Source organism: Candidatus Didemnitutus sp. (assembly GCA_019634575.1).
Taxonomy (GTDB): domain Bacteria; phylum Verrucomicrobiota; class Verrucomicrobiia; order Opitutales; family Opitutaceae; genus Didemnitutus.
The window spans coordinates 2,586,165-2,603,203 of record JAHCAY010000001.1 but is presented as its reverse complement, the minus strand read 5'-3'; the positions used below and the strand labels follow the sequence as shown (position 1 = coordinate 2,603,203).

Annotated in this window: 10 protein-coding genes; 6 read left to right on the top strand and 4 right to left on the bottom strand. The window is 68.6% G+C overall.

Translation table 11 applies throughout. From position 1 onward, the window contains the following. Window positions 1–125: 125 nt before the first annotated feature. Window positions 126–2,084, top strand: coding sequence for a VCBS repeat-containing protein (locus KF715_10925; protein MBX3737195.1), 1,959 nt, complete (start codon window positions 126–128; stop codon window positions 2,082–2,084). Window positions 2,085–2,166: 82 nt separating this feature from the next. Here the strand turns inward: KF715_10925 and KF715_10920 are convergent, their stop codons facing one another. From KF715_10920 to KF715_10910, 3 genes are all read right to left on the bottom strand, one after another. Next, complete coding sequence (locus tag KF715_10920) at window positions 2,167–3,207, bottom strand: LacI family DNA-binding transcriptional regulator (GenBank protein ID MBX3737194.1); 1,041 nt, start codon at window positions 3,205–3,207, stop codon at window positions 2,167–2,169. Between the two features lie 125 nt (window positions 3,208–3,332). Continuing rightward, window positions 3,333–4,928 (bottom strand): glycoside hydrolase 43 family protein, encoded by a 1,596-nt coding sequence (locus KF715_10915; GenBank protein ID MBX3737193.1) that lies wholly within the window; start codon window positions 4,926–4,928, stop codon window positions 3,333–3,335. A gap of 35 nt (window positions 4,929–4,963) precedes the next feature. Further along, a complete protein-coding gene (locus KF715_10910) occupies window positions 4,964–6,340 on the bottom strand; it encodes an MFS transporter (GenBank protein MBX3737192.1) in 1,377 nt (458 codons plus the stop codon). Window positions 6,341–6,853: 513 nt separating this feature from the next. Here KF715_10910 and KF715_10905 point away from each other — a divergent pair. Then, the gene (locus tag KF715_10905) at window positions 6,854–8,164 is read left to right on the top strand and encodes a glycoside hydrolase family 28 protein (protein ID MBX3737191.1); all 1,311 of its coding nucleotides are present in this window, start codon (window positions 6,854–6,856) and stop codon (window positions 8,162–8,164) included. A 41-nt stretch (window positions 8,165–8,205) separates the two neighbouring features. Further along, window positions 8,206–11,715, top strand: coding sequence for a TonB-dependent receptor plug domain-containing protein (locus tag KF715_10900; GenBank protein MBX3737190.1), 3,510 nt, complete (start codon window positions 8,206–8,208; stop codon window positions 11,713–11,715). A gap of 168 nt (window positions 11,716–11,883) precedes the next feature. On the opposite strand, the gene KF715_10895 is transcribed toward KF715_10900, so the two are convergent. Further along, entirely contained in the window at window positions 11,884–13,356 is a 1,473-nt protein-coding gene (locus tag KF715_10895) for a tetratricopeptide repeat protein (protein ID MBX3737189.1), read from the bottom strand. A gap of 108 nt (window positions 13,357–13,464) precedes the next feature. Here KF715_10895 and KF715_10890 point away from each other — a divergent pair, with 108 nt between their 5' ends. From KF715_10890 to KF715_10880, 3 genes are all read left to right on the top strand, one after another. Then, on the top strand, window positions 13,465–15,333 hold the full coding sequence (locus tag KF715_10890; GenBank protein MBX3737188.1) for a tetratricopeptide repeat protein: 1,869 nt from the start codon (window positions 13,465–13,467) through the stop codon (window positions 15,331–15,333). Between the two features lie 10 nt (window positions 15,334–15,343). After that, window positions 15,344–16,210: an alpha/beta hydrolase gene (locus KF715_10885; GenBank protein ID MBX3737187.1), complete on the top strand. Its 867-nt coding sequence runs from the start codon at window positions 15,344–15,346 to the stop codon at window positions 16,208–16,210. A 124-nt stretch (window positions 16,211–16,334) separates the two neighbouring features. Next, window positions 16,335–17,030 carry an EF-hand domain-containing protein gene (locus KF715_10880; protein ID MBX3737186.1) on the top strand — a complete coding sequence of 232 codons (696 nt, stop codon included), beginning with the start codon at window positions 16,335–16,337 and terminating at the stop codon, window positions 17,028–17,030. Window positions 17,031–17,039 lie beyond the last annotated feature (9 nt).

The window sequence follows — 17,039 nt, the reverse complement described above, 5'->3', positions numbered from 1 at the left end:
CGCCTTCGCTGCGCACTGACCCTGAGGTCCACGGCGTAATGGCGGCATTGGTCCCGGGTAAAAACAGGGGTTTCACCTCAGTTTTTCGTCGCCCCGCGCTGGGCCAGACCACAAAGTCCGCCGCGATGATTTCCCGCGCCCCCACGTCGCGCCTGCTTCTCGCCGCGGTTTCCGCTCTTCTCGCCCCCTCCGTCGTCGTCGCCGCTGAGGCGCTCTGGCAGGCCGGGGCGCGCGTCATCGTCGACAAGGCCGGCGCCGGGCACCGCGCCGTCGTGTTGCGCGCCGAGCCGTCGCGGGCGTTCGTGGCCTACGAGGGCGCCGACGAGGCGTTCGACGAGTGGGTGGAAAACGATCGCATCCGCAGCGCCCGCCCGCGCGTCGAGCCGCCGAAAAACGAGGCGGAGAAAAACGCGCCGGAAACGGCCGAGTCCGCCGCGACGCCTGTGCCGGAGCCGTTGCCGCGCGCGCTCGAGCTGCCGCGGCCGGCGCGCGACGCCGTCGTCGCCACGGCGTGGCTCGAGCAAATGCCCCGCACCGCGCCGGACGCGCCCGTGCGTTTCAACACCGCGACGCTGCCCGTGCCGCAATTCGCCTTCGGCCCCACGGCGGGCATCGCCACCGCGCAACCGCCCGTGCACGCGGTGCTGCTGTATTCCGGCAATCGCATCCGCGGTTTCGCCGCGATCGAGAACGGCATCGTGCTCTACGGCCGCGACAACGTGAAGGGCTTCAAATCCACCGGCACGCTCGACCTCTCCAGCCTCGGCGGCTTCACGCCCGAAGTGCTCGTCGCCGGCGATCTTAATCACGATGGCGAGACCGACCTCGTCGTCGCCGCCGGCCCGCTTCTCCAGGTGTTCTTCGGTTCGGCGGACGGCGTTTTCGTGCCGACCCTCAAACCCTATCGCTCGACGGAGCCGCTGCGCGCCGCCGCGACCGGCCGCTTCTTCACCGGCGCGCTCGGCTGGGGCGTCGCCGTCGTCGAGGGCTACGATCGCTTCCGCCTCCTGCAAGTCGCGCAAAGCGGCGTCACGCCGATGGGCGATCCTTACACGGTGAAATTCGATCGCATCACGCGGCTCGCTGCGGGCGATTTCGACGGCGACGGCTTCGCCGACATCGCGGTGACGACCGAGGACAAGGGCCGCTGCACCGGTGCGTGGATGTTCTTCAACCAACACGGCGCGACCAAGCCGTTCCTCTGGCCCGTCGGCGGACGCGACGACTTCGCGCGCGACGTCGTCGTCGCCGACCTCGATCGCGACGGCCGCGATGACCTGATCCTGACCGACAACGACGTCGAGCGCGGCGAACGCATCCGCGTGGTCTTCGGCGCCTCGGGCCGCGCGGGCTGGGAAGACCCGTGGGAGCTCGTCGCGAGTGAATTCGGCCTCGGGCTCGGCACGGCGTCGGTTGTCGTGGCGGATTTCAACCACGACGGACGCCTCGACATCGGCATCGGCGGCCGCAACGGCCTGCGCGTGTATCTCGGCGCGGATTACCGCCGCTTCAGCCGCAATCCCGTCTGGCCGCGCCTCGCCACGGGCAACGATTTCCCCGAGCAACGCGTGTTCCTCGCCGGCGATTTCGACGGCGACGGCGCCGCCGATTTGCTCGGCTACACGCCGGTCTTCGCCACCGGCTACAACCTCGTCTACAACGCCACGCCGCTGCGCCCCGACGGCGTGCACGTGCCCGCGCCGCTGAAGGAGCGCGCGGTCGCGCAGGCGAGCACGACGGTGACGAAGATCGAAGGACCGCGCTCGGACCTGCCCGAGGGTGCGCCGGTGCTGCGCCACCTCGCGAGCCGCGCCGAGCCTTACGGCCAATGGCGCTATCGCATCGTCCTCGAAGTCGCCGCGCTCGCCGACAACGCCGTCATCGAATCGCTCGAGGCGATCTGCCGCTACGACTCGCCCGACGCGCCGACGCAGGAAATCGCCGCGCTGGTCCATCGCGACACCGAGCAGCAGTGGTCGATCGAGGTCACGCTGCCGCGCGGCCGCACCTACGAATTCCGCATCAACGCGAAGGACGACAAGGGCCGCGCCGCCGCCCCGCTGCGCGTCACGGTCAATCCCTGAGAATACCGGGCGCGGTCCACGCTACGCCGCGAACGCGATGCGGCGGTCAAATCGGTTCGCCGTTTCCGGATGCGGCTCGCGCTCACTTCACCGGCGCGCGCAGTGTGCCGGCGTCGAGCCAGCGGCCGGGCGCCAGCACGAAGTGGGGCTCGGCGGGCAGACCGGTTTCACCGCGGTGCAGCATGCCGACCACCATCTCGGTCGCGAGCGCGCCGAGGCTGCGCGGGTCGTTGTAGATGCCGGAAATGCCGTGCTCGGGATGGTTGTTGATCATCGTTGCGAGGCCGACGTCGCGCGGCACGGAGTAGCCGGCCTCGCGCAGCCAGTTGAACGTCGGCTGGCCGCGCGTGCTCACGATGGCGTCGGGTTTCCATTTTCTCACCCATGCGAGGAATTTCTCGCGAAATGCCGGGCCCGGATCGAAGTCGCACGGTGGAATGTGATTCGCGCGCGGCAGCCGGGATTGGGCGCGCAGGAACGCGCCGACGAGACGGTCGCCCCAGCTCGGGCTGTCGTCGACATCGACCACGGCGAAGCCGAGCCGCTGGTAACCGCGGGCGAGGCATTGCTCGACGATCTGCGTGATGCCGGAAAACGGGTCCTCGGCCACGTGGTGCAGCTCCGGCGCGCGCAGCGTGTAGCCGAGCGCCACGGCGGAGAAACGGTCCCAACACAGCTCGAGCGCCGACTGACCGGGCGGCAGGCGGCCGAGCAGCACGCCGGTGATGGCGCGGCGGCTGAGGATGTCGCTCATGCGCGCGGGCGTCATGCCGGGTTCGGCGAGCCAGAAGTGCTCGAGCTTGTAGCCGAGTTCCTCGGCGCGCTGTTGGGCGCCGGGAAAAAAATCCGGGCGATCGTGATGCTCCGGACGCCAGCCGTAGCGCGTGGGATAATTCGTCACGTAGGCGAGGCAGACGTGCTTGATCGCGTGGCCGGAGCGGCGCGAGCGCATGAGCGTCGCGACGAGCGGGTTCACGCGGTAGCCGATTTCCTTCGCGATGGCCTGGATGCGTTCGCGGACCTCGGGTCGGATGCGCGGGCTGTTGCGCAGCGCGAGCGAGACCGTCGAGCGGTGGACTCCCGCGCGTTGGGCGACGTCTTCCAAGGTGGCTTCCGGAGGCATGGGGAACGCAGGTGTTTTCCGCTGGTGCGAAAACGCGGCGAAACTTCGCGCTGCGCCCGCGTGCACTCAAGCCCGCAAATCCGGCGCCGCGGCGCGGTCGAGAGGGGGACGGAAGGGCGCCGGGCTCAGCGACGAACGACGAATGACGCGAAATGCGCGCGTCCGGCGCTCGTTGCCTCCGGGCGTGCGGCGGCGAACACGCCGAGCTTCGCGCCGACCCATTGGCTGGAGGAGGCCTGAAACTCGCCGCCGATCGGCGTGAAGTCCCGGCCGTCGGTGCTGTAGGCGAAGCGGCAGAGGCCGCCCGCGCTGACCGTGACGCGCAGATGCAGCGGCCCCGGCGGGGCGTCGAGCGCGATGAGATCGTGTTCGCGGCCGCCCTTTTGGGCACTGCGGCAGCTGCGCAGCACGAGGAGGTCGCGTCCATCGCGCTTCGTCCAGCCGAGCCAGGCGTAGTCGTAGCCGAAAACCATCAGGCCTGTGCGGTCGCCTTCCGCGCCGCCGTCGACCGTGAGCGTGGTTGTCGCGGTGAAATCGGGCGCGGGGAATTTCTGGAGCAGCAGCTGCGGTGTCGACCAATGCGAGTCGGCGGATGGCGTGGCGACGAAGCGCAGCGAGAGCGCGCCGGTTTTTTTCGTGAGCGAGAACCATTCGGCGCGCGGGTTCGCCTGCCATTGCCATTGGAGGCTGAGCGTGGGCGCGTCGAATTCGTCCGAGGTCGCGGGCACGGCGCGCGGTTGCGGTGGGAGCGCGGGTTTGGCGTGGCGGAGCACGGGTTGGCTTTTCGCACCATCGCGGTCGGCCGCTTCGCCCATCACGGGCCAGCCGTCGCTCCGCCAGCGCATCGGCTGGAGATGCACGACGCGGCCGTAGGCGGGCAGCTCCTGGAAATGGAAAAACCAGTGCTCGCCCTGTGGCGTGTCGACCCACGCGCCTTGGTGCGGGCCGTTGACGGGCGTCGCGCCCTGCTCGAGCACAATGCGGTTTTCGTAGGGACCCCAGATGTTCTTCGCGCGGAAGACGGCTTGGTATCCCTCGGTCACGCCGCCCGCGGGCGCGAAGACGTAGTAGTAGCCGTCGCGCTTGTAGAGTTTCGGGCCTTCGAGCGTGCGCCAGCCGGGGAGTTGGTTGGCGTCGATGATGACCTGGCCGTCGTCGAGCACGCGCGTGCCGTCGGGCGCGAGGCGGTGGAGCGTGAGCTGGTTGTTGATGCCGGCGCGGCTCTTCGCCCAGCCGTGGATCAGGTAGGCCTGGCCATCGTCGTCCCAGAGCGGGCACGGATCGATGAGGCCTTGGCCGGCTTTGACGAGGAGCGGTTCGGACCACGCGCCGCGCGGATCTTTGGCCGTGATGACGTAGAGGCCGAAATCCGGATCGGGATAAAAGATCCAGAATTTCCCGTCGTGATAGCGCAGCGAAGGCGCCCACACGCCGGCGCCGTGGCGCGGTGAGGCGAAGTGTTCGCGCGGCACGAGCGCGGGCAACGCGTGGTTCACGAGTGTCCAGTTGACCAGATCGCGCGAGTGCAGGATCGGCAGGCCGGGCACGTGGCCGAAGCTCGACGACGTCATCCAATAATCGTCGCCCACGCGAATGGCGTCCGGGTCCGAGTAATCCGCGTAGAGCACGGGATTCTGGTAAGTGCCGTCGCCGCGGTCGGCGGACCACGGTGCGGGTGCGGCGGCCGGAGCGGACGAGGAAGGGGCCGGAGTGAGCGTCATGAGGAGCGGGACGACGAGCGCGTAGAGCACGGCCGTCACTTTTGTCCGATGCGCGGCACGAGCAAGTGCATCACGAGCAGCGCGGACACATACATCACCGAGGCGACGGCGAAGATCGACGCGTAGCTGCCGGTGTGTTTCAGCACGACGCCGATGATCTCGGCGGTGAAGCCGCCGGTGAAATACGCGATGAACCCGCCGAGGCCGACAAGCGAGCTGACGGCCGCCTTGGGCATCGTGTCGGACGCGAAACTGAATTGGTTGGCCGACCAGCCTTGATGCGCCGAGCCGGCGAGCCCGACGATCAGCACGGTCAGCCACACGCTCGACACATACGGCGCGAGATAGATGGGCAACACAGCCACGGCACAGAGCAGCATCGCGACCTTGCGCGCGGCGTTCACGGTCCAGCCGCGGCCGAGGAAATGGCCCGCCAGCCAGCCGCCGGCGATGCCGCCGAACGAAGCCACGAAGTAGAACACGGCCGTCCAGTTGCCGACCGAGACCAGCGACAGCTGATAGCGCTTTTGCAGGAAGTCCGGCAGGAAGAACATGTAGATGGTCCACACCGGCCCGGCGAGGATGCTCATCGCGATGTAGGCCCAGGTGGCGCGATGGCCGAGCAAGGCGATCCAGCCGACCTTCGCAGGCGTGCTGGCGGCCGGGGCCGGATCGGCCGGCTGGCCTTCGCGGATGTAGGCGCGCTCCGACTCGGAGAGGCGCGGGTGCGTCTCGGGGTTTTCGTAGAGCCACCACCAAGCCAGGAGCCAGAAGAGGCCCAGCGCGCCGGTGACGTAGAACGTGATCGGCCAGCCCCACGCCGCATACATGCGCGGCACGGCGAACGGGCAGATGATCGCGCCGACGTTCGAGCCGGCGTTGAAGAGCCCCGTGGCCAGCGCCCGCTCGCGTTGCGGGAACCACTCGGCGACGGTCTTGATGGCGCCAGGGAAGTTGCCGCCCTCTGCGAGGCCGAGCACGACGCGCGCGCTCATGAAGCCCAGCACCGTGAACGGCAGCACGAGCGAGGCCGCGACGCCCGCGCTCTTCCACGGCAGGCTGAGCGTGAACGATTCACCGAGCGGCAACAGCGCGCAGAGACCGTGCGCCGCGGCCGCGACGCTCCAGACCGCCACCGCCAGCGGCAAGCCGCGGCGGATGCCGATCTTGTCCATGAGACGTCCGCCGAGCAGGTAGCCGAACGCGTAGGCGAACTGGAAGGCGGACGCGATGTGCGCGTAGTCGGTCTCGCTCCAGCCGAGCTCCTTGCTCAAGGGCCCTTTCAGGATGCCGATGATGTTGCGGTCGACGTAATTGATCGCGACCGAGCAGAAGAGCAGGCCGCAGATCGCCCAGCGAAACTGGCCGACTTGGCCGCGGGACGGCGCCGGGGAAAGGGAAGCGGTGCTCATGGCGAGACGCGCGAGATGGGGTGGGAGAGGGGCGGCGGCGCGCACGAGTCGCGTCGAGCAATCTTCCGGGAGCGAACCACGCCGCGCGCGTCGTCCGCAATCCGACACAAGTGCGCATCGTTGATTCGCGGCGGGCGCGGACGCGTGCGGTGTTCAACGATGCGAACGGGCCGCCCGTTGCTCGCGGAATTCGTGCGGCGCAAAATTTCCGCACGTCGGAAAAGCGCTGCGACAGCACGCGACCCCGACGGGCTTCGTCTACCAACCACCACCCCGCTACTTCCCCTCCCGATCGGCGTTCCGGTCGATGCTCCGCAGCGATCACGCCGAGCCGGTTGTTCGAACCGTATGCAACCCTCCGGGTTGTTCCCCGCTTTCCGCCCCATCGGACGCACTGCGCCGCGCGCCTTCCGCCGATTTTTTCTGGCGAGCGTGATCGCGTGCGCCGCCGGTGCCGCGCGGGCCGCTGACGATTCGGCGGAGCCGATCGCGCCGATCCGCGCGCCGTTTCCGATGCCGCAGCTGCAGCGGCCGATTTTCCCCGTGCGCAGCGTGAGCATCGTCGAGCACGGCGCAGTTGAGGGCGGCACGACGAAGAACACCGCCGCGATCGCGCGTGCCATCGAGGCCGTCGCGCAGGCCGGCGGCGGTCGCGTCGTGATTCCCGCCGGGCGCTGGCTGACCGGACCGATCCATCTGCGCAGCAATATCGACCTGCATCTCGCCGAGGGAGCGGTGGTGGTGTTCAGCGACGTGTTCGAGGATTACCTGCCGCCGGTCTTCGTGCGCGTCGGCGGCATCGAGTGTTTCAACTACTCGCCGCTCATCTACGCGCGCGGTTGCGAAAACATCGCGATCACCGGTCCCGGCCGCCTCGACGGCAACGGCGCCGCGTGGTGGCCGTGGAAAAAATCCGAGCAGAGCGGCCTGCCCGCGCTCGCCGCGAAAGGCGTGCCGGTCGAGCAGCGCGTCTTCGGCACGCGCGCCGCCGCGATCCGGCCGAGCTTCGTGTCGTTCGTTGAGTGCCGCAACGTGCTCCTCGAGGGCTTCACCATCGGCAGCGGCCCGAATTGGACGCTGCACCCGGTTTATTGCGAGAACGTCATCGTCCGCCGCGTGAACGTCGACACCGACGGCCCGAACAACGACGGCCTCGACCCCGATTCCTGCCGCAACGTCCTCGTCGAATACTGCACCTTTTCCACCGGCGACGACTGCGTCGTGCTGAAGTCCGGCTACAACGAGGACGGCTGGCGCGTCGCGCGCCCGACGGAGAACGTCGTCATGCGCCATTGCACCAGCCGGCGCGGCCACGGCGGCATCGTCATCGGCAGCGAGATGTCAGGCGACGTGCGCAACGTCTACGCGCACGATTGCGACTTCGTCGGCACCGATCGCGTGCTGCGCATCAAGTCCCGCCCCGACCGCGGCGGCATCGTGGAGAACGTCTGGGTCGAGAACATCACCGCGCGCGACCTGAAATACGAAGTCGCGATTCTGAACCTGGATTACTCGGCCGACCCGAGCGCCGTCGCGCAGCAGCGCCCGCCGCTGTTCCGCAACGTCACCGTGCGCAAGGTCGCCGCGAGTGGCGTGCCCGTCGCCGTGCGCATCACCGGCCTGCCCGACTCGCCGGTGCAGAACGTCCTTTTCGAGGACTGCGCGATCGTCTCCGCGCGCGGCGTCCTCGCCACCCACGCGCGCGACCTCGTGTTTCGCCGTTGCGCGCTTTCCCCCGCGACCGGCGGACCGTTCGTCCTCGACGCCGTCAGCGGCGCGACCGTCGACGGCCAGCCGATCGCCGCCGCGCCGCGCCAGCCGTGAGCGCATTTTTTCTCAACCCGAAAGCAAACCCAACCACCCCCATGAACATCCGCCATCGACTGCCCACGTCGCCCCGCCTCTGCCTGGCGTTGGTGACTCTCGCCGCCTGCGCCGGCTCGGCGCTCGCACAATCGGCCCCCACTGCCGCCGGCACGACGCCCGCGCCCGCCGATGAACCGCGCTCCAAACTCACCGCGGCGAACACCGCCGTCGCCGCCGCGCCCACCGCGGCGCCCGAGGAGGTCGTCACGCTTTCGCCGTTCGAGGTGAAGTCCGACACCAAGGGCTACTATTCCTCGAACACGATGTCCGGCACGCGCTTCAACACGAAGCTCGAGGACCTCGGCTCCTCCATCACCGTCATGACGAAGGAGCAGATGTCCGACTTCGCGATGCTCGATATCAACGACGTGTTCCTCTACACCGCCGGCGCCGAAGGCACGGGCACGTTCACCGACTTCACCGTCGACCGCAACGGCCAGCTCGCCGACAACGTCCAGCTGAACCCCACGCAAGCCAACCGCCTGCGCGGCATCAGCTCGGCCAACATCTCCTACAACAACTACGAGATGTCCGGCCGCATGCCCATCGATCCGCTCCTCATCGAAGGCATCGAGATCACCCGTGGCCCCAACGCCAGCGTCTTCGGCCTCGGCAACGCCTCCGGCACCGTCAATCAGGTCGCGACCACCGCCAACCTCACGCGTCAGATTTCGCGCGTCGAACTCCGCGCCGACGACTGGGACGGCTTCCGCACGACCCTCGACCTCAACCGCGTCCTCATCAAGGACAAGCTCGCCATCCGCGTGAACGGCGGCTTCCAGCACGACGGCTTCGTCCGCAAGCCCTCCGGCGTGAACACCCGCCGCTACGACGCATTCATCAAATACAAGCCCTTCCGGAACACGACCATCACGGCCGCGTATCTCGACTACCGCATGAACGGCAACCGCCCGAACTACACCCCGCCGCGCGACTACGTCAGCGACTGGATTGCCGGCGGCAAGGCCACCTGGGATCCCGTGCTCCAGCAGATTCACCTCAATGGCCAGACGGTCGGCACCTACACCTCCGACAACGTCATCTTCAACACCCTCGGCCTCTCCCGCGCCGGCACGATGCAGACCCGCGCCAACCTCTACGTCGACCAGAACGGCATCGCCTACTGGACCGCGCCGAACACCAACAACCTCGCGGTCGCGATCCCCACGCCCACGGCGAACAACCAGACGATCCGCCTTCTCCAGACCAGCGTGAACCTCGGCACCGCCACCGCCTCGCCCGGCCGCTACACCAACCAGCCGCTCTGGACCACCACGCCCACCGTTTCCAACAAGGACATCTACGACTGGTCCGACATCAACGTCTCCTCCGTCAACCGCCTGATGGACCGCACCCAGGTCTACAACGCCCAGCTCGACCAGATCATCCTCGACACCCCGCGCCAGATGCTCGCCGTCCAGCTCGGCGCCCTCCGCGAGGACAACGAGCGCTACGCCCGCACCCCGCTCGGCAACTCCGGCACTTCCGGCCAGAGCGGCCAGCTCTTCGTCGACATCAACGAGAAGAACCTCGACGGCACGCCGAATCCCTTCTTCGGCAAAACCTACCTCGCCGCCACCGAGCCGCTCACCAAGTGGATGCCCTCCAAGTGGGACACCTACCGCGCGCAGATGGCCTACCGCCTCGACCTCCGCAACGAGAGCGGCCTGCTCAAGTGGCTCGGCGTCCAACAATTCTCCGCCTACGACGAATACAAATACCGCGTCAGCCGCGTCTTCTCCTACCGGGAGGCCCTCACCTCCAGCCCCTCCTGGCTCGGCGCCGTCACCACCGCCAACTACGGCCGCGCCAACCAAGCCTCCGTCTCCGGCGGCCCCGCGGCCGGCCCGAACATCCTCCGCCAATACATCCGCTATTACGTCGGCGGTAACATGAACGGCGTCGTCGACCGCGCTCCGAGCGACTTCGCCTTCGGCACCTATCCGTTCACCTGGGGCGGCTACACCGTTTCGGGCAACCTTCCCACGAACAGCGGCACGTTCTTCCGCGACCCGCAGACCCTCGACCTCATCGCCACGACCGACAGCACCGGCGGCGCCAACAACCTCAAGCAGATCATCAAGACCCCCGGCGCCGTCCTCCAGAGCCAGTTCCTCGACAACAAACTCGTCACCGTCGTCGGCTACCGCGAAGACTCCGTCTACTCGAAAGCCGGCACCGCCCCCGGCTTGGTGAACAACAACACCGAGCACGACTTCACCCGCGACAACAGCTGGGTCTCCGGCGACTACCGCACCAATAAGGGCCGCACCAAGACCCTCTCCGTCGTCGCCCGCCCGCTGCGCGACCTCGCCTCGCTCAACCGCACCGCCGACACCGACACCGGCATCCTCGGCTACGTCGCCAACGTCGCCCGCAGCCTCTCGCTCACCTACAACAAGTCCGACAACTTCATCCCGCAGCCCCCCGCGATCGACCTGTTCCTCCGCCCGCTCCCGAACGTCACCGGCAAGGGCACCGACTATGGCTTCTGGCTCCCGTTGAACGACAAGTTCGTCCTCCGCTTCAACAAGTGGAAGACCAACCAATACAACGCCCGCGACGGCGACGCCAACACCATCGCCCAGCGCGTCCTCCGCAAGGACATCCTCTACGGCGGCGGCACGCTCGACGCGTGGAACCTCCCGACGCTCATCCGCGACACCTGGTATCCCGGCCTCACCGGCGCCGCCCTCGACGCGCAGACCGAGGCGATCACCAAGATCCCGACCGCCACCGCGCAGGCCCTCGCCGCCGCCTTCCAGGCCGGCACGCTCGCCGCGACGAACGACATCGAGGCCAAGGGCACCGAGATCGAGTTGAACTACAACCCGACCAAGTTCTGGACCGTCGCCGGCTCCGCCACCGAGACCGAATCGGTCAGCACGAACATCTCCAGCGCCATCCAGGAATACATCGACCTCCGCACGCCAGTGTGGACCACCATCGTCGATCCCCTCAAAACCGCCGCGGCCGGCTCCAACGTGCTCTGGTGGACCTCCACCTACGGCTCCAACACGCCGCAGGCGAACCACGCCGTCTTCGTCACTGCGCCCTACTCGGTCATCAAGCAGCAGGAAGGCAAATCCAAGCCCAGCGTCCGCAAATACGCGTTCAAGCTCAGCTCCAGCTTCCAGCTCGCCGCCCTTACCGACAATAAGATCCTCAAGAACTTCAAGGTCGGCGGCGCGATCCGCTGGGAGGACAAGGGCGCCATCGGCTACTACGGCAAGAACTACCAAGCCCTCCTCGCCGCCAATCAGCCCATCACCGAGCTCGACGCCAACAACCCCGTCTACGACAAGGCGCACGCCTACTTCGACGCCTTCGTCTCCTACCGCACCAAGCTCTGGGGCGGCAAAGTCGGCGCCACCTTCCAGCTCAACGTCCGCAACATCCAGGAAGACGGACGCCTCCAACCCATCGGCGCCTTCCCCGACGGCACACCCAATGCCTTCCGCATTGTCGATCCACGGCAATTCTTCCTCAGCGCGACGTTCGACCTCTAGCGCCTGATTTCTTCAGAGCCCCCGCTCCTCATCGCCGCCGGGCAACCGGCGGCGATTTTTTTGTTCCGGCTCAGGTGGCCGCCGACGTCCCGGCGGCGACTGGACGGAGGCCGCGAGCGTGGCGCCGCGGACAACGCCGCCGCCCACCTGAGCCGCCGCCGCTTCCCCTCACATCCCCAGCCGCGCCCGAAACCGCGCCACGTCCGGCCGCGCCGCCCATTCCTTCGATGCCAGCCCGAGCGCGCGCTGCAACTCCACCCGCGCCTCCGCCGTGTTGCCGAGCGCCGCCTCCGCCTGCGCGACCAGCAGCCACGCATCCGGATCGCGCTCGTCGTTCTCCGCCCAAGTCCGGAAATCCTGCCGCGCCTCGCTCCACCGCTGCGCGCTGGCATAGAGCAGGCCGCGGTGCTTGCACGCGCTCGTCGGTCGCTCGTCCAGTTTGATCGCGATCGTCAGCGCGATCTCCGCCTTCTGCGGATTGCCGCGCTCCATCTCCACGACGCCGCTCAACTCATAGGCCGCCGGCGACAGCCGCGGCGGCGGCTCGCGCCGCGCGCCGAGTTCGTGGTTCAACGTCATCACCGGCATCGCCGCATCGCTCATCACCTGATGCGCCGGCAACACCAGCGCCGCGCCCGCGAGGCCGACCAGCGCGCGCCTCTTGCCCGGCCACGTCACGCCGCCCCACGCTCCCGCACCCAGCCCCACGAGCGGCGCGAGCAGCATCATCGAGCGTCCGAAGTCCTGCGCCGTCAGCAAACCGACGAGCAGCACCGCCGCGCTCGCGGCACCGAGCGTCAGGGCGATGGTCGTGCCGCGCCGCTGCGCCACCGCCCACACGGCAACCGCGATTAGCACCCAGCCGCCGCGCCAGCCTTCCCACACGCCCCAGACGAACTGCGTCCACGGCGTCTTCGAAAAATCCAGCCACGCGAGGTAGCCGCTGACGGTTGCGTTCGCCACGCTCCCCGGCAACACCGCCAGCCGCACGACGGCGAACGCCGCGCACAGCGCCAGCGGCATGCCACATTCGCTTTTCCAATTTCCGCGGCGCCCATCGTCGCCATCGAGCTGCCGGCACAGCAGCGCCAGCGGCACCGCCAGCACGAAGCGCTCATCGATCCACGGCACCGCGAGGCACGCCAGCCAGCCCCACTCGCGCCGCGCCGCGAACGCCACCGCGAGCAATCCGAGCACGACCCACGAATCGTAGTAACCGAGCCAGCCTGTCGCCGCAAAAAACCACGCGCCCGCTCCAGCCAGCAGCGCGACGAACGCCGCCTCGCCCCACGTCGCGCCGCGCGCCTTCGCATGTTCGATCAAAAACCACAGCGCCAGCAGCGCTCCCACATGCGCGAACCCGAACAGCGCCCACGCCGGCAAACCCAGCCCGCGCGCCACCGCGGGGAACAGCAGCCGCCACTGAATCGCGCTGTGCAGCGGATCGACGACCGGCGCGCCCAGCGCCTTCGCCTGCTCGAGCACCGCGACCCCGCGCCGCGTCTCCGGCAGAAAACCGATTTCGGGCGCCCGCGCCCACGCCCGCCACGCGGCAAACGGCGGACTGAAAAAAACGAACAGCACCGCAAGACAGCCGAGCGCCAGCAGGCCCGAGCGAACTTTCTGGGGTAAACGTTCCACGCTGCGCCGAAAATTGCCGGGCACCGTCGCCACCGGCAACAGCAATGCTCGTCCCGGGTGTGTTTGCTATCGCGCCGCGCGCCGCGCGTCCTACGTTTTTCGCGCGCCGTGTCTCGTCCTTCACGAACAACCTTCGCGCCCGCCGCCGCGCCGCTTGGCTCGCCCACGTTCTGGTGGTGCGCTCTGATTGCGCTCGCGGTCTTCGCCGCTTATCTGCCGGCGTTGCGCGGCGCGTTTCTCTGGGACGACGACGGCCACGTCACGCGCACCGACCTCCGCTCGCTCGGCGGCTTGCTCCGCATCTGGTTCGAGATCGGTGCGACGCAGCAATACTACCCGGTGCTCCACTCGGCGTTCTGGTTCGAGCACCGGCTCTGGGGCGACGCCCCGCTCGGCTATCATCTCGTCAATATTCTCCAACACGCCGCGAACGCCTGCCTCTTCGCGCTCGTGCTGCGCCGCCTCGCCGTGCCGGGCGCGTGGTTCGCCGCGCTGCTCTTCGCGCTGCATCCGGCGTGCGTCGAGTCCGTCGCTTGGATTTCCGAACAGAAGAACACGCTCTCCGCGCTGTTCTATCTCTCCGCCGCGCTGGCGTGGCTGCGTTTCGACGACGAACGCCGTCCGCGTTCCTACGTCCTCGCGAGTGCGCTCTTCGTCCTCGCGTTGCTCACGAAAACCGTCACCGCCTCGCTCCCCGCCGCGCTGCTCGTTGTGACTTGGTGGCGTCGCGGCCGTCTCGACTGGCGGCACGATGTCCTCCCGCTGCTGCCATGGTTCGCCGCCGGCGCGGCGATGGGACTGCTGACAGCGCACTTCGAAAGCGAACTGATCGGCGCGAAAGGCAGCGCCTTTGAACTCGGTGCCGGCGCGCGCCTGTTGCTCGCCGCCCGCGTGCCGTGGCACTACCTCGCCTCGCTCGTCTGGCCGCTCGACCTGACCTTCATCTATCCGCGCTGGATCGTCGACGCTTTCGTGTGGTGGCAATGGCTCTTCCCGCTCGCGACGCTCGGCGCCCTCGGCCTCGCGACATGGCGGGCGCGCCGCGGCGAACGCGCGTGGCTCGCGGCGGCGCTGCTCTGCGGCGGCACGCTGTTCCCGGTGCTCGGGTTCGTGAACGTCTATCCGTTTCTGTTTTCGTTCGTCGCCGATCATTTCGCCTACCTCGCCAACCTCGCGCTCTTCGCTCTCGCCGGCGCGGGCGCGGCACTCGCGTTCGCTCGCTTTGGGCGCGGCGCGACGCTCGGCACCTTCCTCGCCGTGCTCGGCGGACTCTTCGCGCTGACGTGGAGTCAGGCGGGCATCTATCGCGACGAGGCCGCGCTCTGGCGCGCCACGCTGGCGCGGAATCCCGACTGCTGGCTCGCGCACAACAACCTCGCGCTCGTCCTCGCCGCCGAAGGCGAACGCGCGGACGCCGTGGCGCACCTCGAAACCGCGTTGCGCCTGCGCCCGGATTTTCCCGAAGGATTGAACAATCTCGCCGGCCAGCTCGTCGACGCGGGCCGCGCCGCCGAGGCGAAACCGCTCGCCGATCGCGCGCTGGCGCTGCTGCCGAAATTCCCCGCCGCGCTCAACACCCGCGGCCGCGCCGCCCTCGCTCTCGGCGATGTCGCCGGCGCCGAGCGCGATTTTGCGACGGCGGTGCAACTCGATCCGCGCTTCGTGAACGCGTGGTGCAATCGCGGCGTGGCCGCCATGACGCGCGGTCGTCCGGCCGAGGCGCTGACGCATTTCACCCGCGCGGCGGAGCTCGATCCGGCGGATGCGCAGGCGGCGTTCCTCGTCGGCGCAACCCTCGTCGAGCTGCGCCGGCCCGCCGAGGCCGTGCCGCACCTCTCTCGCGCGCTCGAACTCAACCCGGAGCACGCGCCCGCGCACTTGCAACTCGCGCGCGCCCTGCGGCAACTCGGCCGCGTGGCCGAGGCCGCGGAGCACGAGCGCGCCGCCGCGGAACTCGATCCGTCGCTGCGCCGTTGAGAGTTTTCCCATGAAATCGTTCTTCGCCTGCGCCGCTTTTCTCCTCGTTGCCGCCGCGTCGTCCGCGACGGAGGCGCGCGTCGTGCGCGATGTCGTCTACGGCGAGGCGGCGGGCGTCGCGCTGAAACTCGATGTCGGCGTGCCGGTGGGCGCGGGGCCGTTTCCGGTCGCGATCCTCGTGCACGGCGGCGGCTGGAGCGGCGGGAGCAAATCCGGCAGCGACAAACCCGGCAACGGCGCCGACATCACGCCGTGGTTCGACGCGTTCACCGCGGCGGGTTGCGTGTGGTTCTCGATCGATTACCGGCTCGCGCCTGCGCATCGCTGGCCGGCGGGCTACGAGGACACGCTCACGGCGATTCGCTGGGTGAAAGCGCATGCGGCGGAGTTCGGCGGCGACCCGCGGCGCATCGTGCTGGTCGGCCACTCGGCGGGCGGCCACCTCGCCTGTCTCGCGGGCGTGCTCGGCGACGCGTCGACGCGCGTGCAGGCGGTGATCGGTTTCGCGCCGGTCACGGATCTCGTCACCGACACCGTCAACCGCGGCGGCGCGAGCACGTCGTTGCAGGCGCTGTTCGACATTGCGAAGGAGCTCACGCCCGGGACCCGCGCGCGCCTCGCGGATGTTTCGCCGAGCGAGCACGTGCGCGCCGGCTTGCCGGCGTTTCTGCTCCTACACGGCGATGCGGACAAGACGGTGCCGATCGCGATGTCGCGTGCGTTTCAGGAAAAACTGCACGCGGCCGGCAACACCTGCGATCTGCTCGTGCTGCCCGGCGCAGGACACGGCTTGTTGAAATGGAAGGAGTCGTTGCCGGACTGGGACGCGCGCCTGGCCGCGTGGCTGCGCGCGCATTTGCCGGCGGGGCCGCGCTGAAAAACGCCGGCTGGGCCGGACGGCGGCGCAAACGGGATGGGCGCGCGGGATTACGCGACGAGGCGGCTCCACCGGACGGGGCGCGGTGACGATGTTCACGGGTGCGAATCAAACCACCCAACGAATGAGCATCTCCTCTGTCAGTTCCTCCTCCTCGCTCGCGGGCGCCACCCGGCCCGATCCGAGCGAGTTTCTCCAAAAAATGTTCGCACGTCTCGACGGCGATGGCGACGGCAAGGTCACGCAGGACGAGTTCGTCACCGCGATGGAAAAGCGCCTCGGCGCGAACGCCTCCGCGGCGAGCGACACCCCGGACGCTGCGTCGGTGTTCCAGAAAATGGATTCCGACGGCGACGGCGGCATCGACCTCGGCGAGTTCAAGACCGCGATGGAGACCCTGCGCACCGCGCGCCACGGTGGCGGCGGTCCCCAAGGCGCGGGCGGCCCGCCGCCTCCGCCGCCGCCGGGCGAAAGCGAGGAGTCCTCCGCGAGCGAGGACGCGCAGCAGGTGTTCGATGCGATGGACACGAACAAGGACGGCAAGGTCTCGGCCGACGAATTGCTCGCCGCCTTGAAGAAGAAGGCGGAGGAGCGCGCCGAAGCCGTCGGCTCGTCCGGTGCGACGCCGACCGAGGCGGATTTTCAAAAGGTTTTCGCGGCGATCGACGGCGATGGCGACGGCAGCATCACGCAGGCGGAGCTGACCACGCTTTTTCAACAGCTGCGCGGTCCGCGTCACGGTGAACGCACGGGCTATGGCGCCGATGGCGAGCCAAGTTACGAAGGCGCCGTGGGCGAAAATCTCTCGACCTCGGTCTGAGGCGCGCGC